Genomic DNA, 25201 nt, shown 5'->3' with positions numbered 1-25201 from the left:
TCGGTGTTACCCACGGTTTTTACTGGTGGGTAGAGGGCTTGGGAATACCTGGAACAAGACAAGTGCTCAACTTTTTACGGGGTTTGGACGGAGAGGTAGGTTCGAGAGCATGACCAGCGACGCCAGCGACGCGACCGGCAACCACACCGGCGAGTACCGGATCGAGCACGACTCCATGGGCGAGGTACGGGTTCCCGCCGACGCCAAGTGGCGTGCGCAGACCCAGCGCGCGGTGGAGAACTTCCCCATCTCGGCCGGCGCCTGGAGCGCGCCCACATCGCCGCCCTCGCGCAGATCAAGGCGGCCGCCGCCAAGGTCAACGCGGGGCTCGGGGTGCTGGACGAGGACATCGCCGAGGCCGTCGCGGACGCGGCGGCCGAGGTCGCCGAGGGGCGCTGGGACGCGCACTTCCCCGTCGACGTCTTCCAGACCGGCTCCGGCACGTCGTCCAACATGAACACCAACGAGGTCCTCGCCACGCTCGCCACCGAGCGCCTCGGACGCCCCGTCCACCCCAACGACCACGTGAACGCCTCGCAGTCCTCGAACGACGTCTTCCCGTCCTCCATCCACATCGCGGCGACGGGCGCCGTCACCGGTGATCTGATCCCGGCCCTGGAGCACCTCGCCGCCGCCCTGGAGCGCAAGGCGCAGGAGTTCGCGGACGTCGTGAAGTCCGGGCGTACGCACCTCATGGACGCGACGCCGGTCACCCTCGGCCAGGAGTTCGGCGGGTACGCGGCCCAGGTGCGGTACGGCATCGAGCGCCTGGCGGCCTCCCTGCCGCGTCTGGCCGAACTGCCGCTCGGCGGCACGGCCGTCGGCACCGGCATCAACACCCCGCCCGGCTTCTCCGCCGCCGTCATCGCCGAGGTCGCGCGGGCCACGGGGCTGCCGCTGACCGAGGCGCGCGACCACTTCGAGGCGCAGGGCGCGCGGGACGGCATCGTCGAGACCAGCGGGCAGCTGCGGACCATCGGCGTGGGCCTGACGAAGATCGCCAACGACCTGCGGTGGATGGCCTCGGGTCCGCGCACCGGCCTCGCCGAGATCAACCTCCCCGACCTCCAGCCCGGTTCGTCGATCATGCCGGGCAAGGTGAACCCGGTCATCCCGGAGGCCGCGCTGATGGTCGCCGCGCAGGTCACCGGCAACGACGCCACGGTCGCCGCGGCGGGCGCCGCCGGCAACTTCGAGCTGAACGTGATGCTGCCGGTCATCGCCAAGAACGTCCTGGAGTCCATCCGACTGCTGGCCAACGTCTCCCGGCTGCTCGCCGACCGGACCGTCGACGGCATCACCGCCAACCGCGAACGGGCCCGCGAGTACGCCGAGTCGTCGCCCTCCGTCGTGACGCCGCTGAACAAGTACATCGGCTACGAGGAGGCGGCGAAGGTGGCGAAGAAGTCCCTGGCCGAGCGCAAGACGATCCGCGAGGTCGTCCTGGAGGCCGGCTACGTCGACCGCGGCGACCTGTCCCTGGAGCAACTGGACGAGGCGCTGGACGTGTTGCGCATGACGCGTCCCTAGTCTTCCCGTCACGCGTCCCTGATTTCCGCGGCACGCGTCCCTGGTTTCCGCGTCACGCAACCTTGCGACGGCCCCACCCCCGCCACAGGAGCGGCGTCTAATATCTGTTCATGACAGACCTCGACGGAAAGACGGCGACAGCAGGCGGCCCAGCGGCCCGGTGGACCCCCGGCGACCACATCCTGTGGCGCTACCGGGAGAACGCCGGGGACCATGTGCACATCTGCCGTCCCGTCACCGTCGTCCAGGACAGCGCGGACCTCCTCGCCGTGTGGATGGCGCCCGGCACCGAATGCGTGAAGCCGGTACTGGCCGACGGAACCCCTCTGCACCAGGAGCCGCTCGCCACCCGCTACACCAAACCGCGCGTTGTCCGCAGGGACCACTGGTTCGGCACCGGCGTCCTGAAGCTCGCCCGCCCCGGCGACCCGTGGTCGGTGTGGCTGTTCTGGGAGCCGGGCTGGCGGTTCAAGAACTGGTACGTGAACCTGGAGGAGCCGCGGACCCGCTGGACGGGCGGCGTGGATTCCGAGGATCACTTTCTGGACATCTCCGTGCGGCCCGACGGCAGCTGGCGGTGGCACGACGAGGACGAGTTCGCGCAGGCCCTGCGGGTGGGCCTGATGGACGCCGAAAAGGCCGCTGACGTACGCGCCGCGGGTCGGGCCGCCCTTGACGTGATCGAGGCCTGGGGGGCACCGTTTTCGGACGGCTGGCAGCACTGGCGTCCCGATCCGTCCTGGGTCGTACCGCCCCTTCCGGATGACTGGGACCGCACCCCCGCGCGCGTGTCCTCATGAGACCCTTGATGCGCCCCCGTGGTTCAAACGTAGGATCGTCCTCCGCAAGGGCGCACAGCAGCAACTCCGGGGGTCTGCGCGCTGTCTGACAGGAAGTCACCGAGGGGCGGCAGAACGTGAGCGAGGACCGCAGGGGCCGAGCCGAGGCCTTTGACGCCATCGGGCGGCACTACGACGACGCCTTCCCTCACAAGGAGGGTCAGCTCGCCGCGGGACGCCACCTGGCCGACGCGCTGGCGCCCGGCTCCCGGATCCTGGACGTGGGCTGCGGCACCGGGCTGCCCACCGCTCTGCAATTGGCCGAGAAGGGCCACACCGTCCTCGGTACGGACATTTCGGCGGGCATGCTCGAACTGGCCGAAAAGAACGTCCCGGCAGCGGAGTTCCGGCTCATCGACATCGCGGACCTCACGGCCGAGGGCCCGGCCGGAATCGGCCGGTTCGACGGCATCGCCTGCTTCTTCGCCCTGCTGATGCTGCCGCGCCCCGAGATCCCGCGGGCGCTGCGGCGGCTGCACGGTCTGCTGCGGCCAGGAGGCCTGATGGAGCTGTCGATGGTCGAGGCCGACCTGGACGACGCGGCGATTCCGTTCCTGGGGCACACGATCCGGGTATCGGGTTACCTGCGGGACGAACTGCGGCAGGTCGTGCGGGACGCGGGTTTCGACATCACCGGCGAGGACACGTACTCGTACGCCCCCGCGAGCACCGACGCTTCCCCACGCTCTCAGCTTCGTTCGAGCAGGGGAGGCCCCAATCCGGAACATCAGATCTTTCTGCACTGCCGACGCGGCTGAGCGACGTGCAACGCTGGACGGCGCGCACGGCGCGCAGCCCCGGACGGACGGATTCGAAACGCGTGACGGAGCACCTCACCCCCCACGAGGGTCGCAAGGCACCAGCTGCCCGGCCGACCGCCCCCGCGGATCCCCGCGGGGCGCTGCTGCGTTCGACGGAGACGCCGCAGGGCGCGCGTGACACATCCCCGGGAGCATCGGTGCCGCCGACCAGTGAGCATTCCCAGCCGTCCGCCTCCGAGCCCGACCCGGGCAGGCCGCGCCCCGCGCCCGACGGCGTACCGGCGCAGCCCGGCCCCGCGGGTCCGCCCGAGGGCGAGGAGCGGCGCACCGGCCGGCCGCGGCCGCCGGGTGCGGGTCCCGTGGCGATGCGGCGCGACGGCGACCGGCTGCGGTTCGTGGGCGCCGCGACCCGGCGCATCGCGCGCGGCATCGACCTCGACGAGATCGTGATGGGGCTGTGCCGGGCGACGGTCCCGACGTTCTCCGACGCGATCCTCGTCTATCTGCGTGACCCGCTGCCCGTCGGTGACGAGCGGCCCACCGGCCCGCTGGTGCTGCGCCTGCGCCGCACCGACCGGCTGCGCTCCATCGAGGAGGGCGCCGAGGAACCGGACACCGAGGGTGGCGGCACGCTGCCCTCGCTCCAGGTGGTGCAGCCCGACATCACCGACGTGACGGGCACCGCCGAGCTGTGCGAGGTGCGGCACGGCGGCGCGCTCGCCGAGGTGCTGCGCGGGGTGCGCCCGGTCTTCGCGGACTCGGTGGCGGCGCGGGCCGCCCTGCCCGAACTGCTCGGCGAGGGGCGGACCGTGCCGACCGGTCAGCGGGCGATCCTCGCGCCGCTGCGGGGCCGGCGCCGGGTCATCGGCGCCGCCGTGTTCCTGCGCCGCCCGGACCGCCCCGCGTTCGAGGCCGACGACCTGCTGGTCGCCGCCCAGCTGGCCACGCACAGCGCGCTCGGCATCGACAAGGCCGTCCTGTACGGCCGCGAGGCGTACATCGCCGACGAGTTGCAGCGCACGATGCTGCCCGAGACGCTGCCGCGCCCGACCGGGGTGCGGCTCGCCTCTCGCTATCTGCCGGCCGCCGAGACGGCCCGGGTCGGCGGCGACTGGTACGACGCGATCCCGCTGCCGGGCAGCCGGGTCGCGCTGGTCGTGGGCGATGTCATGGGGCACTCCATGACGTCGGCCGCCATCATGGGCCAGCTGCGCACGACCGCGCAGACCCTCGCCGGGCTCGACCTGCCGCCCCAGGAGGTCCTGCACCACCTGGACGAGCAGGCGCAGCGGCTCGGCTCCGACCGCATGGCGACCTGCCTGTACGCGGTCTACGACCCGGTCTCGCACCGCATCACCATCGCCAACGCCGGTCATCCGCCGCCCGTCCTGCTCCACCTGGGCGGCCGCGCCGAGGTGCTGCGTGTGCCGCCGGGCGCGCCCATCGGCGTCGGCGGAGTGGACTTCGAGGCCGTGGAGCTGGACGCCCCGGCGGGCGCCACGCTGCTCCTGTACACGGACGGGCTCGTCGAGTCCCGCCTGCGGGACGTGTGGACCGGCATAGAGCAGCTGCGCGAACGGCTCTCGGCCACCGCCCAGCTGACGGGCCCCGACCATCCGCCGCCGCTGGAGGCGCTCTGCGACGAGGTGCTCGACATGCTCGGGCCGGGCGACCGGGACGACGACATCGCCCTGCTCGCCGCCCGCTTCGACGGCATCGCGCCGAGCGACGTCGCGTACTGGTTCCTGGAACCGGAGGACGCGACGCCCTCCCGCGCCCGTCGCCTGGCGCGCAGCGCGCTCGTCCGCTGGGGCCTGGAGGAGCTGACCGACTCGGTGGAGCTCCTGGTCAGCGAGGTCGTCACCAACGCCGTGCGGTACGCGTCGCGGCCGATCACCCTGCGGCTGCTGCGCACCGACGTCCTGCGCTGCGAGGTCGGCGACGACGTCCCGCAGCTGCCGCGCCTGCGCCAGGCACGCGCGACGGACGAGGGCGGCCGCGGGCTGTACCTGGTCAACAAGATGGCGCGACGGTGGGGTGCCACGCGGCTGAGCACGGGCAAGGTGGTCTGGTTCGAGCTGAACCGGAACTGAGCGCCCGAGAACGGCGGAGGGCGCCCCGGAACCTCATGGGTTCCGGGGCGCCCTCCGCCGTATCGACGAGACCTCAGTCCCGGCCGGGGGCGCGGTCGTCGGGGTCCTCGGGGAGCTCGATCGTGTGTGTGGGGTCCGGTTCCTGGGTCGGCGGCTTCGACGTCGGGGTCTGGGTCGGCGGCGTGGTCGGCGGGGACGACGACGGCGACTGCGACGGGGACGGCGACGGCGGCTTCGACGTCGGGTCCTTCTCCGGCTTCGACGGCGTGCTCGACGGCTCCTTGGGCTCCTTCGACAGCGTCGGCTCCGGGGGCGGCGCGACGGCCGCGCCCATGTCCGTTTCGAGGTCGAACCTGCTCGGCGCGCCCATCGCGTCGAAGGTGTACGCCGCCCAGATCTGGGCGGGGAAGCTGCCGCCGTCCACGCGCGCCCGGCCGCCGGCGCCCTTCATCGACACCTGCTGGCCCTTCTCCTTGGTGCCGACCGCTCCCTCGCCGAAGAGGCCCACGGAGGTGACCAGCTTCGGCGTGTAGCCGGTGAACCAGGCCGACTTGTTGTCGTCGGAGGTACCGGTCTTGCCGGCCACGTCCTGCACGGGGTGGCGCACGGCCTGGCCCGTGCCGTCGTCGACCACGCCGGTCAGGACGGAGGTCAGCGAGTCGGCGGTGGTGCGCTTGACGACCTGCTCGCCGATCGGGTCGGGCAGGTCGACCGTGCGGTCCTTGTGCTCCACGGAGCCGACGAGGGCCGGGGTGACCTTCTTGCCGTGGTTGTCGAGCGTCGCGTACACGCCCGCCATCTCCAGCGGGCTCGCGCCCATGGAGCCGAGGGTCTGTGCGGGCACCGCGGGCAGGCCCTTGACGTCCATGCCGAGCGTGCTCGCCATCTCCATGACCCTGGGCATCCCGACGTCCACGCCCATCTGTGCGAAGACGGAGTTGACGGACTTGTTCATCGCCTTCTGCACGGTGACGGGGCCGTAGTTGACATCGTCCTCGTTCGGCGGCGCGAAGGCGACGTCGCCGCCCTTGACCGGGCGCCTGCTCGTGCCGTCGTAGACCGTGCCGGCGGTGATCGGCTTGCCGTCCTGGGTCGTCGCGCCGTGCTCCAGGGCCGCGGCGAGGATCAGCGGCTTGAAGGTGGACGCCGACTGGTAGTCGCGGCGGGTGGCGTTGTTCGTGAAGTGCTTCACGTAGTCCTCGCCGCCGTACATGGCGAGGACCTTGCCGGTCTTCGGGTCGACGGAGGCCGCGCCCGCCTGGACCCGGGCGTCCGCCTTGTTCTTCTTGCGGTCGAGCCGGTCGTTCAGCTTCTTGTCGACGGCCTTTTCGAGCTGCTTCTGCTTCTTGGGGTCGATGTTGAGCGTGACCGTGTAGCCGCCGGCCTCGAACTCGGCCTCGGACAGGCCGCTGTTGCGCAGCACCTCGCGCTTGGCCTCATCGACGAGGTAGCCGACCTGTCCCGCGCGGCCGGGCGGGGCCTTGGGGTCGATCGGCTTGGGAAACTTAAGGCCCTGCCGCGTGCCCGAGTCCAGCCAGTCCTCCTCGACCATGTTGTCGAGTACGTAGTTCCAGCGCTGCTTGACGAGCTTTTGGCCGGTCGGCGTGGCGGACGACCAGTCGTACTGGCTCGGGGCCTGGAGCAGGGCGGCGAGGTAGGCGCCCTGCGCCACGTCCAGCTTCTTGGCGTCGACGCCGTAGTAGGCCTGGGCGGCGGCCTGGATGCCGTAGGCGCTGCGGCCGTAGTAGCTGGTGTTGATGTAGCCCGCGAGGATGTCGTCCTTGCTCTTCTCGCGGTCCACCTTCAGCGAGATCACCAGTTCCTTCAGCTTGCGGCTGACGGTCTGCTCCTGGCTGAGGTAGTAGTTCTTCACGTACTGCTGGGTGATCGTCGAGCCGCCCTGTTTGCCCTTGCCGGTCACCGTGTTGAGCACGCCTCGGGCGGTGCCCTTGAAGTCGATGCCCTCGTCCTTGTAGAAGGACTTGTTCTCGGCGGCGACGAAGGTCTTCTGCACCTTCTCGGGCACCTTGTCCAGGTCGACGATCTCGCGGTTGATGTCGCCGGTCCGGGCGATGACCTCGCCGTTGCTGTACTTGTAGACGTTGCTCTGCATCTTGGCCGCGGCGTTCCCCTTGGGGATGTCGACGACCATGTACAGGATCACGAAACCGAGCATGCCGAGCAGGCAGAGCCCGAAGAACGTCCCGAGGAGCTTCTTCCAGGTGAAGAAGCGGCGTATGCCGGTGCGCTTGCCGCCGGACGGACGCCCACGCGCTGCCCGGCGGGCACCGCGCTGCCGCGCTTGTCGTGCTTCGGCTCGGCCCATGACTGAGAGTGCTCCGCTTCCGTCTCGTACGACTCGTACTTCTCGTACTTCTCGTACGTCTCGTCTTCTCACTGGCAAGTCAGCTGGTCGCTAAGTCAGCTCATGAAGCTAACACCGCACCTGGGGACAAAGGTCATCCGATCCGGTCTTTTCCGGACGTGAGAATGAGCACCTGCCCCTAAGGAACCGACCGCCTCAGAGCCCATAAGGTTGCTCTCCTTTCGAACTCACGATCTCCGCAGCGGGCGTATACATCGTGGGTATACACGCCGTGTAGAGTGCTCCGCATGTCCATTGGCCACACCCTTCTGGGGCTCCTGGAGTCCGGCCCGCGGCACGGCTACGACCTCAAGCGCGCCTTCGACGAGAAGTTCGGGCACGACAAGCCCCTGCACTACGGACAGGTCTACTCGACCATGTCCCGGCTGCTGAAGAACGGCCTCGTCGAGGTCGACGGCATCGAGGCGGGCGGCGGTCCCGAACGCAAGCGGTACGCGATCACCGAGGCCGGCGTCACGGATGTCCAGCGGTGGCTCGCCACCCCGGAGAAACCAGAGCCCTACCTCCAGTCGACGCTCTACACCAAGGTCGTCCTCGCGCTCCTCACCGGCCGCGACGCCGCCGAACTCCTCGACGTGCAGCGCGCCGAGCACCTGCGCCTGATGCGCATCCTCACCGACCGCAAGCGCAAGGGCGACCTCGCCGACCAGCTCATCTGCGACCACGCGCTCTTCCATCTCGAAGCCGACCTGCGCTGGCTGGAGCTGGCCGCCGCGCGCCTCGGCAGGCTCGCCCAGGAGGTGCGCCCCGCATGACCCCCGCCGGTTCCCTCCTCACGGCCCACGGGCTGCGCAAGGCCTACGGCCCGACCACCGCGCTCGACGGCGCGGAGTTCTCCATCCACCCCGGCGAGGTCGTCGCCGTCATGGGCCCCTCGGGCTCGGGCAAGTCGACCCTGCTGCACTGCCTCGCCGGGATCGTCCGGCCCGACGAGGGCTCCATCACGTACGACGGCCGTGAGCTGACCGGCATGCCGGACTCCGCGCTGAGCGCCCTGCGGCGCAGCGAGTTCGGGTTCGTCTTCCAGTTCGGGCAGCTCGTGCCCGAACTGACCTGCGTCGAGAACGTCGCCCTTCCGCTGCGGCTGAACGGCGCCAGGCGCAAGGACGCCGAGGCCACCGCCCGCGCCTGGATGGAGCGCCTGGAGGTCGAGGACGTCGCCGCCAAGCGGCCCGGCGAGGTCTCCGGCGGCCAGGGCCAGCGCGTCGCCGTCGCCCGCGCGCTCGCCACCGGCCCGCGCGTGGTCTTCGCCGACGAGCCGACCGGCGCCCTGGACTCGCTCAACGGCGAGCGGGTGATGGAGCTGCTGACCGACGCCGCCCGCTCCACCAACGCCGCCGTCGTCCTCGTCACCCACGAGACGCGGGTGGCCGCCTACTCCGACCGCGAGATCGTCGTGCGCGACGGCAGGTCCCGCGACATGGAGCGCGTCGTATGAGCCTCGACACCCGCGCGAGGGCCGCCACCCGGCCCGAGCCTCCGGACTCCGGGCACGCCGGGCACACCGCGCCCACCGGTGTACGCGCCTGGCTCCGCGACCTCGGCATGGGCCTACGTTTCGCCGTCGGCGGCGGCCGTGAGGGCTGGACCCGCACGCTCCTGACCGCCGTCGGCGTGGGTCTCGGCGTGGCGCTGCTGCTCGGTGCCTCCTCCGTGCCCAACCTGCTCCAGAACCGCGAGAACCACACGGCGGCCCGCTCCGGCGACGACTTCTCCGGCAAGCGCGTCAAGCGGAGCGACTCGACCGTCCTCCAGCGCGACGCCCCGACCGACTTCCGTGACTCCACGGTCGGCGGCCGCGTCCTGCGCGCCGAGGGCGACCACCCGGTCCTGCCGCCCGGCCTGGAGAAGATCCCGGCGGACGGCGAGATGGTCGTCTCGCCCGCCCTGCGCGACCTCCTCGGCAGCTCCGACGGCGCTCTGTTGAAGGAGCGGTTCAGCGGCTACCGGATCGTCGGCACCATCGGCGACGCGGGCCTGGTCCACCCCCAGGAGCGTTACTTCTACGCGGGCTCCGACGCGCTCACCCCGGCCAAGGGCGGCCATCGGGTGGCGGAGTTCGGCTACGAGACGCCCGCGGAACCCTTCGATCCGCTGCTGGTCGTGCTCGTCGTCCTGATGTGCGTGGTCCTGCTGACGCCGGTCGTCATCTTCATCGGCACGGCGGTCCGCTTCGGCGGCGACCGGCGCGACCGCCGCCTCGCCGCGCTGCGCCTGGTCGGCGCGGATGCCCGCGCGGTGCGGCGGATCGCGGCGGGCGAGGCCCTGTGCGGCGCGCTGCTCGGCCTCGTGGTGGGCGGCGTCCTCTTCCTGGGGCTGCGTCAGCTGATCGGCACCGTCGACATGTGGCAGATCAGCGCCTTCCCCGCCGACCTGACACCGGTGGCCTCCCTCGCCGCGCTGGTCGTGCTGGCCGTCCCGGTCACGGCCGTCGTCGTCACGCTGATCTCACTGCGGGCCGTGTCCATCGAACCGCTGGGTGTCATGCGCAGCACCAAGGTCCGCAAGCGGCGCCTGTGGTGGCGTGTCCTGATGCCGCTCGCGGGCTTCGGCATCCTGCTGGCCGCGGGCCGCGTCGCCGGTGACTACGGGCCGCCGGTGTACGCCATCGGCGCGGGCGCCACGCTCACCCTGGTGGGCCTGGCCGCGCTGCTGCCCTGGCTCGTCGAGACGAGCGTGTCCCGGCTGCGCGGCGGTCCCGTGCCCTGGCAACTGGCCACCCGCAGGCTTCAGTTGAGCAGCGGCACAGCGGCCCGCGCGGTGAGCGGCATCACGGTGGCGGTGGCCGGCGCCGTCGCCCTGCAGATGCTGTTCGGCGCGATGCACGACGACTTCAACCGGATGACGGGGGCGGACACCGCCCGCGCCAAGATCTCGGTCCGCGCCGATGTCGGCGACGCCGCGCTCGCCGACAAGATGATCGACGGCTTCCGCACCACCAAGGGCGTCAAGCGGGTCATCGCCACGGTCTCCACGTACGCCGTCAGGCCCGGCAGGCTGAAGGACTCCGAGGACATCCGCCCCACCACGCAGCTGACGGTCGGCACCTGCGCCAACCTCCGCGAACTGGCCCGCATCGACACGTGCCGGGACGGCGACACCTTCGTCGTCCACACCAAGGACAAGGAGATGAACAGCTGGGTCGACGAGTCGGCCCGCCCCGGCAAGCAGCTCGACCTGAACCCCGTCAGCTGGGACGAGCCCGGCCACGAGCACGTGCTGTGGACGCTGCCCGCCGACGCCCGCGAGGTCACCGCCCGCCCCGACCCGAGCGGCGACCTGCACGACGGCGTCTACGCCACTCCCGGCGCGGTCGACAAGTCCAAACTGGTCGACGCCTCGACGAGCGCCATGATCCAGGTCGACCCGGACACCCCGGACGCCGAGGAGTACGTCCGCAACACCGCGGCCCGCGTCGACCCGTTCCTCGACGTGATGACGTTGCGCGCGGTCGAGCGCGACCAGCAGTACGCGACCGTCCAGACCGGCCTCCAGGCCGGCGCCCTGGCGACGATGACGCTGATCGCCGCCTCCATGCTGGTGTCGATGCTGGAGCAACTGCGCGAGCGCAAGCGCCTCCTCGCGGTGCTCACCGCCTTCGGCACGCGCCGCGCCTCGATGGCGTGGTCGGTCCTGTGGCAGACGGCGATCCCGGTGGTGGTCGGCCTGGCACTCGCCGTCGCGGGCGGCCTCGGCCTCGGCTGGGTCATGGTCCGCATGATCGACAAGTCCGTCACCGACTGGTGGAAGTTCGTGCCCCTGACGGGCGCGGGCGCCGTCCTTGTCGCGGTCGTGACGCTCTTCAGCCTGCCGCCGCTGTGGTGCATGATGCGGCCGGAGGGCCTGCGCTCGGAGTAGCTCCTGAGGTGGTACGTCCGTCGCCGGTGCGGGGTCACACCACCCGCACCGGCAGCGGCCGTACCGCGCCCCTGAGCGCCTCGGCCAGCTGCTCGTACTCCGCCGCGCGCGCCGCCCCCGTCCGCATCGCGAGCGCGATCCGCCGGGTCGGCGCCGGGTCGGCGAAGTAGCCGGTGAGCAGCTGGTTGCTGCGGCTGGTCTCCACGCGCACGGCGGTGCGCGGCAGCAGCGTCACGCCGAGCCCGCCGGCGACCAGCTGGACGAGGGTGGAGAGCCCGGCGGCGGTCGTGGTCACCGGGGCGTCGGCGCGGCCCGCCTCCCGGCAGATGTCCAGGGCCTGGTCGCGCAGGCAGTGCCCCTCGTCGAGCAGCAGGAGGTTCAGCTCCTTCAGCGCCTCGCGCGGGATGCCCTCGCGGCCGCCGAGCCAGTGGTCCAGCGGCGTGACGAGTACGAAGTCCTCGTCGAAGAGCGGCAGTTCGGTGATGCCCGGCACGCCGAGCGGCACCGCGAGCAGCAGCAGGTCGAGCCGCCCGGCCGCGAGCCCATCGAGCAGCGAGGACGTCTGCTCCTCGTGCACCTGGAGGTCCAGGTCCGGGTACTTCTCGTGGACCAGCGTGATCACCGTGGGCAGCAGGTACGGCGCCACGGTGGGGATCACGCCGAGACGCAGCGCCCCGGTGAACGGCGCCTTCACGGCGTCGGCCTCCTCCAGGAGCGCCTCGACCTCGCCGAGGACGCCCCTGACCCGCACGGCGAGGCGTTCCCCAGCCGGGGAGAGCAGCACCTTGCGGGTGGTGCGCTCCAGGAGCTGGACACCCAGTGCCTCCTCCAGGGCCGCGACGGCGCCGGACAGGGCGGGCTGGCTCATTCCGATCGCCGCGGCCGCGTCCCTGAAGTGCAGATGTTCCGCCACCGCGGCGAACGCGCGCAGCTGGGCCAGGCTGGGCTGTTTGCCGTTGCTCTGCTTGCCCCTATTTATGGCTCGCACTGATAGCAACCTCCGATCAACATGACCCAGTCTAGCTATTTCCCTAATCAATGCACCCTGTGCCACCATCGACATCCGTCCAACCCGCAGGAAAGTCCTCAAAAGGGATTTACCTCGTCGCAAGGAGTACGTGTGCTCACTGTCGGTGACAAGTTCCCCGAGTTCGACCTGACCGCCTGTGTCTCCCTGGAGAAGGGCGCGGAGTTCGAGCAGATCAACCACAAGACCTACGAGGGCAAGTGGAAGATCGTCTTCGCGTGGCCCAAGGACTTCACCTTCGTGTGCCCGACCGAGATCGCGGCCTTCGGCAAGCTGAACGACGAGTTCGCCGACCGTGACGCCCAGATCCTCGGCTTCTCCGGTGACTCCGAGTTCGTGCACCACGCCTGGCGCAAGGACCACCCGGACCTGACCGACCTGCCCTTCCCGATGCTGGCCGACTCCAAGCACGAGCTCATGCGCGCGCTCGGCATCGAGGGCGAGGACGGCTTCGCGCAGCGCGCCGTCTTCATCGTCGACCAGAACAACGAGATCCAGTTCACGATGGTGACCGCCGGTTCCGTGGGCCGTAACCCCAAGGAGGTCCTCCGGGTCCTCGACGCCCTGCAGACCGACGAGCTCTGCCCGTGCAACTGGAGCAAGGGCGACGAGACCCTCGACCCGGTCGCGCTGCTCTCCGGCGAGTGAACGGAAGGCTCTGACATGGCACTCGACGAACTGAAGTCCGCTGTACCGGACTACGCCAAGGACCTGAAGCTGAACCTCGGCTCGGTCATCGGCAACAGCGACCTGCCGCAGCAGCAGCTGTGGGGCACCGTGCTGGCCTGCGCCATCGCGTCCCGCTCCCCGAAGGTGCTGCGCGAGCTGGAGCCGGAGGCGAAGGCGAACCTCTCCCCCGAGGCGTACACCGCCGCCAAGTCGGCCGCCGCCATCATGGCGATGAACAACGTCTTCTACCGCACGCGCCATCTGCTCTCCGACCCGGAGTACGGGACGATGCGCGCCGGTCTGCGGATGAACGTCATCGGCAACCCGGGCGTCGAGAAGGTCGACTTCGAGCTGTGGTCCCTCGCGGTCTCCGCGATCAACGGCTGCGGCCAGTGCCTGGACTCGCACGAGCAGGTCCTGCGCAAGGCCGGCGTCGACCGTGAGGTCATCCAGGAGGCGTTCAAGATCGCCGCGGTCATCCAGGCCGTGGGCGTCACGCTGGACTCCGAGGCGCACCTCGCCTAGGTCATACGAGAAGGGGCCCGGAACCATTGTGGTTCCGGGCCCCTTTCCGTATGCCGGTCTACTGCGGCGGGGGATCCGACGCGGACACGTCCGACGCGGTCGCCCCCTGCGGTTGCGGCTCCCGCGCCGCCCTCAGCGCGGCCTCGCGGGAGTACGCCCGCAGATAACCGACCACCGTGTTCGTCACGGCGACCAGCGGCACCGCCACGACCGCGCCGCCGATCCCGGCCACCATGCCGCCCGTGGCGACCGAGAGGATCACGGCCAGCGGATGGACGCGCACCGCGCGGCCGAGGATGAACGGCTGCAGGATGTGCCCCTCGATCTGCTGCACCGCGAGGACCACCGCCAGCGCCATCACCGCCGTGAACACGCCCTGCGTGACGAGGGCGACGACGACCGCGAGAGCGCCGGAGACCACGGCGCCGACCAGCGGCACGAACGAGGCCAGGAAGATGATGACGGCCAGCGGCACCGCCATCGGCACCCCGAGGAAGTAGATGCCCAGGCCGATGAAGATGGCGTCGATCATGGCCACTATCACCGTGCCGCGCACATAGGCGGTGAGCGTGCGCCAGGCCCGTGGCCCCGCCCCCGCGATGCCGGGCCGCGCCTGGGCGGGCACCAGCTTCAGGAACCACTGCCAGATGCGCTTGCCGTCGTACAGCAGGAAGAGCGTCGAGAACATCGCGAGCAGGATGCCGGTCAGCGCCTCGACGATGACCGTGACGCCTTCGAGGCCGGCGGAGGTCAGCTCCTCGGTGTTGGCACCGACGGCGTCGCGCAGGCTCGTGGCGATGTCGTTGATCTGGTCCTCGGTCACGTGGAAGGGGCTGTTGAGCAGCCACTTGCGCAGATCCTCGATGCCGTCCTGGACCTGACCGGAGAGTTCGTCGGCGTTCTCCATGACCTGCCAGACCACGAACCAGCCGACCAGGCCCATGACGACGAAGCCGAGGACCGCGGTGACGGCGGTCGCGAGGCCGCGGGGCAGGCCGACCCTTCGGAGCCGGGCCACAGTGGGCTGGAGCAGCGCGGTGATGAGCAGCGCGGCCACGAAGGCGAGGACCACCAACTGCACCGCGCTGATGACCTTCATCAGCACCCAGAGGGTGCCCGCGAGGACGAGCAGCCGCCACCCGGCCTCGGCGGCGACCCGCATGCCCCACGGCACGGCCGCCGCGGGGTCGGGCCTGGCCGCCACGGCCGGTGCGTACGTCGGCGGCGGCGGCACGTGATCGAGCTCCTCGTCCACGACGTCGTCCGGCTCGTGGCCGTCCGGCTCGTCGTCCTTGGCCCGCCGCTCGTTCAACCGCTCGCCCATCTCACTCAGTCCGGCACCGATCCGGCCGAGCCACCCTGGCACTCTGGACATGATCCGTCCTCTACCCCCGTCTTTCCCCACCACTCCCCCCTGGAGCCGTCCGCACCGACCGTACACGGGAGAAACCCCCCACCGTAGGACGGTGAGGGGTCTCCCGAGGTTGAGCGCGGTACGGCCGGGGGGCCTAGTACCAGCTGTTCGCCTGCCAGAAGCTCCAGGCTCCGCACGGGCTGCCGTAGCGGTCGTTCATGTAGTTCAGGCCCCACTTGATCTGCGTGGCCGGGTTGGTCTGCCAGTCGGCGCCCGCCGAGGCCATCTTGGAGGCGGGCAGCGCCTGGACGAGGCCGTAGGCACCCGAGGAGGCGTTGGTCGCCTTGTAGTTCCACGTGGACTCGTGGTTGACGATGTTGCTGAAGCACTGGAACTGGTCGCCGGGGACCATCTGCCGTGCCATTGCCTGGACCTGAGCCACCGTGTAGGAGCTCTGCGGTGCGAAGTCCTTGGCGTCGCGGGCGGAGGAGCGGCTGGCCTTCGTCTCGGCCTTCTGCTCGCGCTCCTTCTTGGCGGCGGCCTTCTTGTCCGCCTCCGCCTTCTCCGCGGCCTTCTGCTTCTCGATCGCCGAGGCGGCGGCCTGCTTGCGGGCCTCCTCCGCGGCGGTCTTCTTCGCGGCGGTGTCGGCGGCCATGGCCTGCGCGTCGGCCTGCTGCGTCAGGGACACGGTCTGGACCTGGGCCTGCTGACCCGCGGGGATCTCTGCGAGGAGCGTCGCGTCGCTCGCCGCTGCCTCGAAGTCGTTCGTGTTCGAGGGCTGGGTGTTGCCCGAGGCGACACCCACGACAGCTCCGACGGTGGTGACCGCGGTGGCGGACGCCACGGCGAATCCCCGGACCGAAATCCGGCTCACACGGTTTCCTTCCAGCATCGCCCGCATAGGTGACCTCGCGGACGCAATCGTGCCCCTGGCGCTGGCCTCCGCTTGCGATCGGTCACGGGAGGCACGGGCCCGGTGGGCAACTCCCGTGAGGGGAGCGCCGCGTGGTGCTCGGGCGGCATGCGACGGCCACTATGAAGTTCTGGGGTTCAGTACCGCTGGGGGTACAGGTGTGTCGCATGCGGGGCCTGACAGGACTGAGACTCTGCCGCAGCCGGACACCGCAAGGCAATTCCCGGTTGCGTGGGAAAGCTCACACGCCGTTTACCCCAGGAGTTTTCCGGAAACAGGCGCACACGACGGTGCCGCCCGGCTAAGCTCCTTCGCTTCGCCGGACGGCACCAACTACCGCGCGTTCACCGCGAACCGACTCAGATGTGGCCGTCCTCCAGCATTTCGGTCACCAGGGCCGCGATCTGCGAACGCTCGGACCGCGTGAGGGTGACGTGCGCGAAGAGCGGATGGCCCTTCAGTTTCTCGACGACGGCGACCACTCCGTCGTACCGCCCCACGCGGAGGTTGTCGCGCTGGGCGACGTCATGGGTCAGTACGACACGGGAGTTCGCCCCGATCCTGGACAGCACGGTCAGCAGGACGTTCCGCTCCAGGGACTGGGCCTCGTCCACGATGACGAACGCGTCGTGCAGGGAGCGCCCGCGGATGTGCGTGAGCGGCAGCACCTCCAGCATCCCGCGCGCGCTGATCTCCTCGATGACCTCTTTGCCCGCCACCGAGCCGAGCGTGTCGAAGACCGCCTGCGCCCACGGGCCCATCTTCTCGGCCTCGGTGCCGGGCAGATAGCCGAGCTCCTGCCCGCCGACCGCGTACAGCGGACGGAAGACCATCACCTTCTGGTGCTGGCGGCGCTCCAGGACGGCCTCCAGGCCCGCGCAGAGCGCGAGCGCCGACTTGCCGGTGCCGGCGCGCCCGCCCATGGAGACGATCCCGACGTCCGGGTCGAGGAGCAGATCGAGCGCGATCCGCTGTTCGGCGCTCCTTCCCTTGATGCCGAAGGCCTCCCGGTCGCCGCGTACGAGACGGACGTTGCCCTCGGCGGTGACGCGGCCGAGGGCCTTGCCCTTCGCGGACTGGATGGTGAGGCCGGTGTGCACGGGCAGGTCGGCCGCCTCGGGGACGTACAGCTGGTCCTCCTCGAAGAGGAGGTCCACCTGTTCGCCGGAGAGCGCCAGCTCGGACATGCCGGTCCAGCCGGAGTCCGTGATGGCGAGTTCGGCGCGGTACTCCTCGGCGAGCAGGCCGACCGAGGACGCCTTGATCCTGAGCGGCAGGTCCTTGGAGACGACCGTCACGTCGTACCCCTCGGCCTGGAGATTGCGGGCCACCGCGAGAATCCGTGAGTCGTTGTCCCCCAACCGGTAGCCGGCCGGGAGCACGCCGGGATCGGAGTGGTTGAGCTCGACGCGCAGCGAGCCGCCCAGATCCCCGATCGGGATGGGGGCGTCCAAACGGCCGTGCCGGATGCGGAAGTCGTCCAGCAGGCGCAGGGCCTGCCGGGCGAAGTAACCGAGCTCCGGATGGTGCCGCTTGGCCTCCAGCTCCGTCACCACGACGACGGGCAGCACGACTTCGTGCTCGTCGAAGCGGGTCGGGGCGTTCGGGTCGGCCAGCAGGACGCTGGTGTCGAGAACATAGGTGCGCCTGTCGGGCATGCGGCGCTTTGTGCTGGTCACCACGGAAGGACGTACCCCCTCGGATGAGGTCGCTGAGCGACGGGAGGGATGCCGGGCGGGCCGGCGGGTGTGAACCGGACCGGACGCGGCCGCGATGCGCGGGCCGAGCGCCGGCCCTCCACGTCGCCCGCGTGGTGCACACGGTCGTCCTGGTGCAAAGGGCCTCCCGGGCGGACGGCCCACGCCGCCCGCTGAGATACGACGTCCCTTTCGGACACTGCTCGGACGTCGACCTGGAAGGCTTATTCCCTCCAACGAGCGCGGCCATGCCAGGGCATATGACGACGCGTTGGTTAACTCCCGGTTACCCCGACCTCGGGGGCTGTACGCGGGTCAGCCGCCGTAGCGGCGGTGGCGGGCCGCGTAGTCGCGTAGCGCACGCAGGAAGTCGACCTTGCGGAACGCGGGCCAGAAGACTTCGCAGAAGTAGTACTCGGAGTGAGCGGACTGCCAGAGCATGAATCCGGACAGCCGCTGCTCGCCGCTGGTGCGGATCACCAGGTCGGGGTCGGGCTGGCCGCTGGTGTAGAGGTGCTTGGAGATGAGGTCGATGTCGACGCTCTCCGCGACCTCCTCCAGGCTGGTGCCCTTGTCGGCGTGTTCCAGGAGCAGCGAGCGGACGGCGTCGGCGATCTCCTGGCGGCCGCCGTAGCCCACGGCGACGTTGACGAGTATGCCGGTGTTGTCGTGGGTGGCCTGTTCGGCTTCCTTCATGACGGCCTGGGTGCGGGCGGGCAGCAGGTCGAGCGCGCCGACGTGGTGCACGCGCCAGCGGCCGTCCGCGACGAGCGAGCGGACCGTGGCCTCGATGATGCCGAGGAGCGGGGTCAGCTCCTCCTCGGGCCGGTCGAAGTTGTCGGTGGAGAGCATCCACAGCGTGACGACCTCGACGTCGGTCTCGGCGCACCAGCCGAGGAACTCCTCGATCTTGTACGCGCCGGCCTGGTGGCCCTGTGCGGTGGTCCCCCCGGACGCCTTGGCCCAGCGGCGGTTGCCGTCAAGGATGACCCCGATGTGCTTGGGCACCTGGTCGTGGTCGAGGCGGCCTTCCACCCGGCGTGCGTAAAGTCCGTACACCAGGTCGCGCAGGTTCACGTCTGTCAGCCCCTCCAGCAGATGGTGGTCCTCAAGGGGTGTGCGTAGGGCAGTCCCCGAGGGCGACACCCTACCGCTGCGGGGGTCGTCCGCCGAAGTCGGGCCCGGTCGCCGCGGCCGGTTCCCGGTCGCTGAAGGCCTCGCCGAAGGTCTCGCCGAAGGTTGCGCGAAGGTCTCGCGAAGGTCGCTGAAGTAGCTTCTCCTCATGAACGACACGTCTACGTACCGCGCGGCCCCGGGCCGTTACGACTCGATGGAGTACCGGCGCACGGGCCGCAGCGGCCTGAAGCTGCCCGCGGTCTCCCTCGGGCTCTGGCACAACTTCGGTGACGACAAGGCCCTGGACACGCAGCGCGCCATCCTGCGCCGCGCCTTCGACCTGGGCGTCACGCACTTCGACCTGGCGAACAACTACGGTCCGCCGCCCGGTTCGGCGGAGCTGAACTTCGGCAAGGTCTTCGCGCAGGACTTCGCCGCGTACCGCGACGAACTGGTCATCTCCACCAAGGCCGGCTACCTCATGCACCCCGGCCCGTACGGCGAGTGGGGCAGCCGCAAGTACCTGCTGTCGTCGCTGGACGCCTCGCTGGAGCGGATGGGTCTCGACTACGTCGACATCTTCTACTCCCACCGCTTCGACCCGGAGACCCCGTTGGAGGAGACGATGGGCGCGCTCGCGTCCGCCGTCCGGCAGGGCAAGGCGCTCTACGTCGGCGTGTCGTCGTACAACAGCGAGCAGACCGCCGAAGCGGCGCGCCTGCTGCGGGAGATGGGCGTGCCCGCGCTCATCCACCAGCCGTCGTACTCGATGATCAACCGCTGGACCGAGGAGGACGGCCTGCTCGACACGCTGGAGGAGGCGGGCATGGGCTGCATCTCCTTCGTGCCGCTCGCCCAGGGTCTGCTCACGAACAAGTATCTGAAGGGCATCCCGGAGGGTTCGCGCGCCACGCAGGGCAAGTCCCTGGACCCGGACCTGCTGAGCGACGAGGTCGTGCGCCGGCTCAATGGCCTCAACGACATCGCGGCGGACCGCGGCCAGTCGCTCGCCCAGCTCGCGCTCAACTGGGTGCTGCGGGACGAGCGGATGACGTCGGCGCTGATCGGCGCGTCGAGCGTCACGCAGCTGGAGGAGAACGTGGCGGCGCTGGCCGGGCCGAAGCTCACGGACGAGGAGCTCGCGGCGATCGACACCTTCGCGGTGTCGACGCCGGGGACGAACATCTGGGCGGGACGCGGCTGACGCGTCGGGCGCGTTCGCCGCGGTCGTTCCGCGGGGGGGGCGCGTCGGGTCAGTTGTGGGCGCGTGGGCGCTTGAACCACGCGCCCGCGGCGCTCTGGGAGAGCAGGACGACGACGGCGATGGCGCCGAGCAGAGGCAGGAGCCCCGCCCCGTTGCCGTTCGCCGCTCCCCCGAGGGCGAACGCTATCTGCACGCTCATCAGGACGATGCAGGTGACGCGGATGCCGTTGCCTACGCTTGCGAAGCGGAAGGCCATGCCCGCCGTGACCAACAGGCAGAGGTTCACGCCGAGGGTGGCGCCCCCTGTCTCGGGGTTGACCACGGCGACCGCGAGGGCCGCGCCGAGGACGGTGAGTCCGGCGAGGACCCAGGTGATGATCTGCGCGGCGCGGACGACGCCGGGCATCCGCTGCGGGGCCTGCGGGCCGTGGGCGAAGCCGTGCTGACCGTGGGCGGGGCCGGGGTCCTGCGATGGGCCCGGGTACGTGGGGAGGCCTGCCTGCGGGGGGTGCGGGGCGTTGGACGGCGGGGGGAACTGATCAGACATGTACCTGACCATACGGGCCGCCCGCCGGCGTCCTGGCCCGGCCTGAACGCGGGCACAAAACGGGCCGGTCCGTGGGGGGAGACGGACCGGCCCGAGGGGGGGTTTCCACCATAACCCTTCGTAAGGGATTTCGCGTGCACCGGCGTGCCACAACTACTCTCCGAGACCATCCGACGACTCCGAGAGCCCGTTCCACCGGCGGAATCCGGGGTTCTGCGGTGGATTTCGGCCGCACGCGGCATTACTCCACATGGGGGACCCCGCGGGGGGTCGCGCGCTTGACGCGCCGGGTGTGCGCGCCGCTAACTTCACCGGATGGCGACGATGAGGGTCTTCGGCCCGCCCCTGGGGCCCGGCCAGGAGATCGCCGCGGCGGCCACGGAGGCCTTCACGGAGGTCCCTCTGGAGATCGCGGACTCGGCGCGGGCGCGGCGGCGGGGGTTGCTCGGCCGTACGGGTGTCACGGGGGCGCTGCTGCTGACGCCGGCGCGAGGCGTGCACACCGTGCGGATGCGGTTCGTCGTTGATGTGGCATATCTGGACCGCGAGGGGCGCGTGCTGTCCGTCCGGACGATGCGCCCGGGCCGGATCGGGCTGCCGCGCCCGCGCGCCCGGCACGTGATCGAGGCGGCGGCCGGCTCGCTGACGGAGTGGGGCGTACGCCGGGGCGCGCGGATCGCCGTGCACGGCACAGGATGACGGCTCGCGGTGCCGTGCGGCCCCCTCCACCGCACGGCACCGCATGCATAGCTTTGCTCACGCGAATTAGCCTTGGTATGAACCTACGTGACGCCGAGGAGCAGATCGAGCCAGTATTGATAACGATGCGGAATCAAGGCTTCGATTCTGGGGCTTGAGGGGCGGCCCGGGGCCTGCGGGACGGTGTGCCGCGTAGGGGAGCTTTGCCCGGATCGCCCCATCAGGCGGCGTTCTCCGCCTTGTTCGCCGTGTCCGCCTTGCCGCGGCCGGTGCCGGCACAGCTGTTGGCGGTGCCGCCGGCACCGCTGTTCGTCTTGCCGGCCACGATCTGCTCCATGTGCTGGTCGCCCCACAACCCCAGGGGCAGCAACGCCGCGTTGAGGGACTCGCCGAGCTCAGTGAGCGAGTACTCGACCTTCGGCGGCACCTCGCGGTAGACCTCGCGGTGCACGATGCCGTCCGCCTCCAGCTCGCGCAGCTGCTGGATCAGCATCTTCTCGCTGACGCCGGGGATGTGCCGCCTCAGCTCACCGAAGCGCAGCGTCCGGCCCGCATACAGCGCCCAGAGGATCATGGGCTTCCACTTGCCACCGACGACGTCCACCGCGGCGTCGAGCCCGCAGGCGTACGGCTCTCGTTCCTTGCGCACGGCCAACTCCTCTGCTCTGTCCTGTACTTACTGGGCCGACGGTACCGACTGTGCGGGGCGTACGGGTAGGCCGTCGGCTCTGGGGCGCCGGTGGGCTAGGCGGGTTGGGCGGGCTAGGCGGCTAGGCGGGCTTGCGGAGGTCGAAGAGGTGGCGGGTGCTGTGCGCCACGAAGGGGCCTTCGGCCTGGATCAGGTCGTGCAGCTCGCGCAGCCGCGGGCGGTACTTCTCCACGCTGAAGTCCGGGACCATCCACACCACCTTGCGCAGGAAGTGGACGACGGCTCCCACGTCGAAGAACTCCATCCGCAGCCGCTCGGCCCGCAGGTCGGCGACCTCCAGGCCCGCCGCCTCGGCCTCGGCGCGCTCCAGGTCGGGGTGACGGCTGTTCCTGACCTCCGCCGGCTGCGGCCCGAGGAAGTACTCGACGACCTCGAAGACGCTGGCGGGCCCGACGTGCTGCGCGAAGTACGTGCCGCCGGGGCGCAGCACGCGTGCGATATCGGTGAAGCGGGCCTCCACCGGGTGGCGGCTGGTGACCAGGTCGAAGGCGCCGTCCGCGAACGGCAGCGGGGCGTCCTCGGGCGAGGCGACCACCGCCACGCCTCGCGGGTGCAGCAGCGCGGTGGCCTTGGCGACGTTCGCGGGCCAGCCCTCCGTGGCGACGGCGAGCGGGGGCAGGGTGGCCGCGGAGGCCAGCACTTCGCCGCCGCCGGTCTGGATGTCGAGCGAGGCCTTCGCCCGCGCGAGGCGCTGTGCCATCGCCTCGGCGTAGCGCCACGAGGGCCGCGCTTCGGTGGCCCGGCCCTCGAACCAGGAGAAGTCCCAGCCGGCGGTGGGCGCCGCCTCGGCTTCGGCGACGAGGTCCTCGAAGGTACGGGGGGAGGGGTGAGCGGGGGTGGGCGGCGAGGTGCGGTCGCTGCCGGAGGGGCTCGTGGGGTGTGGGGGGTGGCCGGGGCTGTTGCTCATGGGGCAATCGTGGCATTGGTGCGCTTCTTGTTCACGCGGGTTTCGGCTCGGTCCGGCGGGGGTGTTCGCGGTCGCGGGGCCGGGGGTGTCAGGGGGTGGGGCTGGTGTCCGCGCTGGTGTTGGTGCCGGTGCCGGTGCCGGTTGCTCCGCGAGGGAAGGAGACTTCCACGCGGCGGTTCTTTTTCCGGCCCTCCTCGGAGCCGTTGTCCGCGATCGGGTAGTCCTCGCTGTAGCCGCGTACGGAGAAGGTGACCTCGGGGCCGAGGTGCCCGGCCAGTTCGTCGTGCACCGCTTCCGCGCGCTGCCGGGAGAGTTTCTTGCCGTGGCCGTAGGAGCCGAGGTTGTCCGTGAAGCCGAACACCCGGACGTCCGTGGCCTTCTGCGCCCTGGCCTCCTCGGCGATGGCCTCGATACGGGCGTTCGCCTCCGGGTTCAGTTTCGCGCTGTCCTTGGGGAACAGGACCTCCGCCTGTAGCGCGAACTTCACGTCCGTGTTGGTGTCCTCGCGGCGCTCCTCGCCGCCGAGGTCCTCGACGACGGACTTGATGTCCAGCACCTTGGCGGGCGCGAGCGTGGCCCCGTCGGCCAGCCTCAGCCCCGGGCTGTTGGAGTCGACCTCGGGGGGCGGGGAGGTGGTGGTGCTGCCGGGGGGCGCGCTGGGGTCCCCACCGTCGGCCAAGGCCGGGGCGGGGCCGAGGAGGAGGATCAGAGCGGCGAGGGTGACGGTGGTTGTGGAGGGGCGGGGGTGGGGACGGGGGCGGGTCATGGGTTACTCACCCTCGGAGAGCTCTATGGGGGCGGGGGGCATTGACCCCACTTGGAAGGTGACTTTGTTGGTGGCCTCAGGGGGCGCGGGGAACTGGGCGAACCAGTCGACCGTCTGTCCTGAGTCAAGGCCGCCCTCGAACTTGGTGCAGAGGCAACGCCCACTTGTGTCCCGCAGGACCAGGTACCGCTTCTTTCCCACACCGTCCACAAGGCTCGCCCCAGCGACGGACCCCCCATTCTTCTGCAGTTCCTGCTCGTCGCCGCGCCACTGGCCGCCCGTCCAAAGACCACCCGACGTGTTGGTCACCTTTCCTGAGACGGTGACGAAGCCGCCCCCGTCACGATTCGCTGAAGTGATCACGAGGGTCACCCCGTCGTCCTTGGCTTCGGCCAGAACCTGGTCGTCGGCGGACTCCTGGGAATCCGTGCCCTTACCCTCACCCTTATCAGGAGGCACGGACGACTTGGCTGCCTTGTCGGGCTCGTCTCCGCCGCCACCTCCGCCACAACCGGCGACGGTGAGGACCAGCCCGACCGCGAAAGCCACGGCGGCTGTTGACCTGCGGGTCAGGATAGAGCGCCGAATACTCATCACTACCGCTTCCTTCTTTCGTCGATCTCCGGTCAGTCGGCCAGGTGGACAGAGAAGAGGACGGATGCGTCAGGGAGATCACCCGATTGGAAGTCGTCAGGATCGATCTCGAAGGACTCGTCGCCGACGCAGTCGAATTCCACGGCCTTCTCCGGGTCGGCTGAAGGATCGACGTCACAACGCGGTTTGATGATGGCGGTGGCCTCCGCGTTCGCATGCTTGGTCTCCGTACCCGGAATGATCGAGTCGCCGACCGTGTAGTTGGTGCGGATCTTCACCCGGTAGCCGGGAAAGCCGTTCACGTCGGTTGACACAAAACCGGTGACCGTCGAATCGTTCTCCCCGGCCAAAGCGTCGGCGGCTCCCTGCGCCCCGGCGCCGGTGTACTTATCACCCGCCAGCCAGACGAGCCAGTCACCTCCCTCACCGATGGACAGACTCAACCCTTCGACCAGTTCGTCCCGTGAGTCCTGGGCCGCCGCCAACGCAGCGGCGTCCGCCGCCGTCTGGGCTCCGTTACGTGCGGATGCGGCCTGAGCGAAGGCAAAGAAGGCAAACGCAACAAAGAGCAGAATCCCCGTAAGCCAGATGTAAATGGGGAGAGTCTGCCCTAGGTCGCTCCGCAGGCGGCTGCGTGTCACCCCCCGACGACGTCGCTCACCGCATTGCCGATTGCCGTGGAGATCTTGTTGTCGAGGGCCAAGCCATCGATCAACGTATAGATCCCCGCAATAAGAATCATCAACCCCGCATACTCCACGAACCCCGCCCCCACGTCCCGCCCCCTCCCCCGGATCCGCGAAGCGACAGTCACCGTCCAGTCGACCCAGACTCTGAGCACGCGTTCCTTCAGCACGACGGCCCCTTCTCTCCCACCCGATTCGACGACTGCCGACAGCAACTCTGCGCGACCGGCGGCGCAACAGAACACCGCTGTGCGCAAGTTGGCGGATTCTCTTCCCCCTCGGTGAGATCACCATGCACGAAGCCCCCTCCCGCGAACCGTG

The 25201-nt window shown here is 70.2% G+C and carries 23 protein-coding genes and 1 pseudogene; 11 read left to right on the top strand and 13 right to left on the bottom strand.

The genetic code is table 11. From position 1 onward, the window contains the following. Nucleotides 1-109 precede the first annotated feature (109 nt). The 4 genes and pseudogenes from ACOBQB_RS34085 (at nucleotide 110) to ACOBQB_RS34070 (ending at nucleotide 5223) form a co-directional block, all read left to right on the top strand. Nucleotides 110-1530, top strand: a pseudogene (locus ACOBQB_RS34085) (class II fumarate hydratase). Between the two features lie 110 nt (nucleotides 1531-1640). Then, on the top strand, nucleotides 1641-2330 hold the full coding sequence (gene fomD / locus ACOBQB_RS34080) for a cytidylyl-2-hydroxypropylphosphonate hydrolase (protein ID WP_423597327.1): 690 nt from the start codon (nucleotides 1641-1643) through the stop codon (nucleotides 2328-2330). Nucleotides 2331-2446: 116 nt separating this feature from the next. Then, entirely contained in the window at nucleotides 2447-3127 is a 681-nt protein-coding gene (locus tag ACOBQB_RS34075) for a class I SAM-dependent methyltransferase (protein WP_423597325.1), read from the top strand. Between the two features lie 62 nt (nucleotides 3128-3189). Then, nucleotides 3190-5223, top strand: coding sequence for a SpoIIE family protein phosphatase (locus ACOBQB_RS34070; RefSeq protein WP_423597323.1), 2034 nt, complete (start codon nucleotides 3190-3192; stop codon nucleotides 5221-5223). 73 nt (nucleotides 5224-5296) lie between these two features. On the opposite strand, the gene ACOBQB_RS34065 is transcribed toward ACOBQB_RS34070, so the two are convergent. Then, nucleotides 5297-7549, bottom strand: a complete 2253-nt coding sequence (locus tag ACOBQB_RS34065) for a transglycosylase domain-containing protein (protein WP_423597321.1) — start codon at nucleotides 7547-7549, stop codon at nucleotides 5297-5299. A gap of 287 nt (nucleotides 7550-7836) precedes the next feature. Between ACOBQB_RS34065 and ACOBQB_RS34060 the strand changes: the two genes are divergently transcribed. Genes ACOBQB_RS34060 through ACOBQB_RS34050 form a run of 3 tightly spaced genes read left to right on the top strand, consistent with a single transcriptional unit; the run spans nucleotide 7837 to nucleotide 11467 of the window. Further along, nucleotides 7837-8364 carry a PadR family transcriptional regulator gene (locus ACOBQB_RS34060; protein ID WP_127909980.1) on the top strand — a complete coding sequence of 176 codons (528 nt, stop codon included), beginning with the start codon at nucleotides 7837-7839 and terminating at the stop codon, nucleotides 8362-8364. Beyond that, the gene (locus ACOBQB_RS34055; RefSeq protein ID WP_423597319.1) at nucleotides 8361-9047 is read left to right on the top strand and encodes an ABC transporter ATP-binding protein; all 687 of its coding nucleotides are present in this window, start codon (nucleotides 8361-8363) and stop codon (nucleotides 9045-9047) included. The genes ACOBQB_RS34060 and ACOBQB_RS34055 overlap by 4 nt, the downstream gene beginning before the upstream one ends. Next, nucleotides 9044-11467 carry an FtsX-like permease family protein gene (locus ACOBQB_RS34050; protein ID WP_423597317.1) on the top strand — a complete coding sequence of 808 codons (2424 nt, stop codon included), beginning with the start codon at nucleotides 9044-9046 and terminating at the stop codon, nucleotides 11465-11467. Before ACOBQB_RS34055 ends, ACOBQB_RS34050 begins: the two co-directional genes overlap by 4 nt. Before the next feature lie 34 nt (nucleotides 11468-11501). On the opposite strand, the gene ACOBQB_RS34045 is transcribed toward ACOBQB_RS34050, so the two are convergent. Further along, complete coding sequence (locus tag ACOBQB_RS34045) at nucleotides 11502-12455, bottom strand: LysR substrate-binding domain-containing protein (protein WP_423597315.1); 954 nt, start codon at nucleotides 12453-12455, stop codon at nucleotides 11502-11504. 132 nt (nucleotides 12456-12587) lie between these two features. On the opposite strand from ACOBQB_RS34045, the gene ACOBQB_RS34040 reads away from it, so the two are divergent. Together ACOBQB_RS34040 and ACOBQB_RS34035 are read left to right on the top strand one after the other, a co-directional pair. Then, the gene (locus ACOBQB_RS34040; protein ID WP_127909977.1) at nucleotides 12588-13142 is read left to right on the top strand and encodes a peroxiredoxin; all 555 of its coding nucleotides are present in this window, start codon (nucleotides 12588-12590) and stop codon (nucleotides 13140-13142) included. Nucleotides 13143-13157: 15 nt separating this feature from the next. After that, nucleotides 13158-13688, top strand: a complete 531-nt coding sequence (locus ACOBQB_RS34035; protein WP_127909976.1) for an alkyl hydroperoxide reductase — start codon at nucleotides 13158-13160, stop codon at nucleotides 13686-13688. Between the two features lie 58 nt (nucleotides 13689-13746). On the opposite strand, the gene ACOBQB_RS34030 is transcribed toward ACOBQB_RS34035, so the two are convergent. The 4 genes from ACOBQB_RS34030 to ACOBQB_RS34015 form a co-directional block, all read right to left on the bottom strand. Beyond that, nucleotides 13747-15063, bottom strand: coding sequence for an AI-2E family transporter (locus tag ACOBQB_RS34030; RefSeq protein ID WP_423597312.1), 1317 nt, complete (start codon nucleotides 15061-15063; stop codon nucleotides 13747-13749). Between the two features lie 133 nt (nucleotides 15064-15196). Next, on the bottom strand, nucleotides 15197-15934 hold the full coding sequence (locus tag ACOBQB_RS34025) for a lytic transglycosylase domain-containing protein (protein WP_423597310.1): 738 nt from the start codon (nucleotides 15932-15934) through the stop codon (nucleotides 15197-15199). Between the two features lie 380 nt (nucleotides 15935-16314). Next, complete coding sequence (locus ACOBQB_RS34020) at nucleotides 16315-17637, bottom strand: PhoH family protein (RefSeq protein ID WP_423597308.1); 1323 nt, start codon at nucleotides 17635-17637, stop codon at nucleotides 16315-16317. Nucleotides 17638-17967: 330 nt separating this feature from the next. Next, entirely contained in the window at nucleotides 17968-18729 is a 762-nt protein-coding gene (locus ACOBQB_RS34015) for an isoprenyl transferase (RefSeq protein ID WP_205038076.1), read from the bottom strand. 205 nt (nucleotides 18730-18934) lie between these two features. On the opposite strand from ACOBQB_RS34015, the gene mgrA reads away from it, so the two are divergent. Then, nucleotides 18935-19972, top strand: coding sequence for an L-glyceraldehyde 3-phosphate reductase (mgrA, locus tag ACOBQB_RS34010; protein ID WP_423597306.1), 1038 nt, complete (start codon nucleotides 18935-18937; stop codon nucleotides 19970-19972). 49 nt (nucleotides 19973-20021) lie between these two features. Here mgrA and ACOBQB_RS34005 read toward each other — a convergent pair whose 3' ends face one another. After that, entirely contained in the window at nucleotides 20022-20519 is a 498-nt protein-coding gene (locus ACOBQB_RS34005; protein WP_423597304.1) for a hypothetical protein, read from the bottom strand. A 315-nt stretch (nucleotides 20520-20834) separates the two neighbouring features. Between ACOBQB_RS34005 and ACOBQB_RS34000 the strand changes: the two genes are divergently transcribed. Next, nucleotides 20835-21218 (top strand): DUF192 domain-containing protein, encoded by a 384-nt coding sequence (locus ACOBQB_RS34000; protein WP_423597302.1) that lies wholly within the window; start codon nucleotides 20835-20837, stop codon nucleotides 21216-21218. A gap of 220 nt (nucleotides 21219-21438) precedes the next feature. On the opposite strand, the gene ACOBQB_RS33995 is transcribed toward ACOBQB_RS34000, so the two are convergent. The 6 genes from ACOBQB_RS33995 to ACOBQB_RS33970 all read right to left on the bottom strand — a co-directional run bounded on the left by ACOBQB_RS33995 (nucleotide 21439) and on the right by ACOBQB_RS33970 (nucleotide 25035). Continuing rightward, on the bottom strand, nucleotides 21439-21867 hold the full coding sequence (locus ACOBQB_RS33995) for a winged helix-turn-helix transcriptional regulator (protein ID WP_423597300.1): 429 nt from the start codon (nucleotides 21865-21867) through the stop codon (nucleotides 21439-21441). A gap of 121 nt (nucleotides 21868-21988) precedes the next feature. Continuing rightward, a complete protein-coding gene (locus ACOBQB_RS33990; RefSeq protein ID WP_423597298.1) occupies nucleotides 21989-22834 on the bottom strand; it encodes a class I SAM-dependent methyltransferase in 846 nt (281 codons plus the stop codon). A gap of 88 nt (nucleotides 22835-22922) precedes the next feature. After that, entirely contained in the window at nucleotides 22923-23600 is a 678-nt protein-coding gene (locus ACOBQB_RS33985; RefSeq protein ID WP_423597296.1) for an OmpA family protein, read from the bottom strand. A gap of 3 nt (nucleotides 23601-23603) precedes the next feature. Continuing rightward, nucleotides 23604-24194, bottom strand: a complete 591-nt coding sequence (locus ACOBQB_RS33980; protein ID WP_423597294.1) for a hypothetical protein — start codon at nucleotides 24192-24194, stop codon at nucleotides 23604-23606. A gap of 32 nt (nucleotides 24195-24226) precedes the next feature. Further along, a complete protein-coding gene (locus ACOBQB_RS33975; RefSeq protein WP_423597292.1) occupies nucleotides 24227-24835 on the bottom strand; it encodes a pilus assembly protein TadG-related protein in 609 nt (202 codons plus the stop codon). Then, nucleotides 24832-25035 carry a hypothetical protein gene (locus ACOBQB_RS33970; RefSeq protein WP_423598943.1) on the bottom strand — a complete coding sequence of 68 codons (204 nt, stop codon included), beginning with the start codon at nucleotides 25033-25035 and terminating at the stop codon, nucleotides 24832-24834. The genes ACOBQB_RS33975 and ACOBQB_RS33970 overlap by 4 nt, the downstream gene beginning before the upstream one ends. Between the last annotated feature and the right edge of the window lie 166 nt (nucleotides 25036-25201).

It is taken from the genome of Streptomyces sp. G5(2025) (assembly GCF_049542075.1).
Lineage (GTDB): Bacteria > Actinomycetota > Actinomycetes > Streptomycetales > Streptomycetaceae > Streptomyces.
This window is presented reverse-complemented; position numbering and strand designations above follow the sequence as displayed.

What these genes read in the sequence shown, in the direction of transcription:
- fomD (WP_423597327.1), top strand. Translation starts at nt 1,641, where the DNA reads ATGACAGACCTCGACGGAAAGACGGCGACAGCAGGCGGCCCAGCGGCC.
- ACOBQB_RS34065 (WP_423597321.1), bottom strand. Translation starts at nt 7,549, where the DNA reads ATGGGCCGAGCCGAAGCACGACAAGCGCGGCAGCGCGGTGCCCGCCGG.
- ACOBQB_RS34060 (WP_127909980.1), top strand. Translation starts at nt 7,837, where the DNA reads ATGTCCATTGGCCACACCCTTCTGGGGCTCCTGGAGTCCGGCCCGCGG.
- ACOBQB_RS34055 (WP_423597319.1), top strand. Translation starts at nt 8,361, where the DNA reads ATGACCCCCGCCGGTTCCCTCCTCACGGCCCACGGGCTGCGCAAGGCC.
- ACOBQB_RS34050 (WP_423597317.1), top strand. Translation starts at nt 9,044, where the DNA reads ATGAGCCTCGACACCCGCGCGAGGGCCGCCACCCGGCCCGAGCCTCCG.
- ACOBQB_RS34035 (WP_127909976.1), top strand. Translation starts at nt 13,158, where the DNA reads ATGGCACTCGACGAACTGAAGTCCGCTGTACCGGACTACGCCAAGGAC.
- ACOBQB_RS34030 (WP_423597312.1), bottom strand. Translation starts at nt 15,063, where the DNA reads ATGTCCAGAGTGCCAGGGTGGCTCGGCCGGATCGGTGCCGGACTGAGT.
- ACOBQB_RS34025 (WP_423597310.1), bottom strand. Translation starts at nt 15,934, where the DNA reads ATGCTGGAAGGAAACCGTGTGAGCCGGATTTCGGTCCGGGGATTCGCC.
- mgrA (WP_423597306.1), top strand. Translation starts at nt 18,935, where the DNA reads ATGAACGACACGTCTACGTACCGCGCGGCCCCGGGCCGTTACGACTCG.
- ACOBQB_RS34005 (WP_423597304.1), bottom strand. Translation starts at nt 20,519, where the DNA reads ATGTCTGATCAGTTCCCCCCGCCGTCCAACGCCCCGCACCCCCCGCAG.
- ACOBQB_RS34000 (WP_423597302.1), top strand. Translation starts at nt 20,835, where the DNA reads ATGGCGACGATGAGGGTCTTCGGCCCGCCCCTGGGGCCCGGCCAGGAG.
- ACOBQB_RS33990 (WP_423597298.1), bottom strand. Translation starts at nt 22,834, where the DNA reads ATGAGCAACAGCCCCGGCCACCCCCCACACCCCACGAGCCCCTCCGGC.
- ACOBQB_RS33985 (WP_423597296.1), bottom strand. Translation starts at nt 23,600, where the DNA reads ATGACCCGCCCCCGTCCCCACCCCCGCCCCTCCACAACCACCGTCACC.
- ACOBQB_RS33980 (WP_423597294.1), bottom strand. Translation starts at nt 24,194, where the DNA reads ATGAGTATTCGGCGCTCTATCCTGACCCGCAGGTCAACAGCCGCCGTG.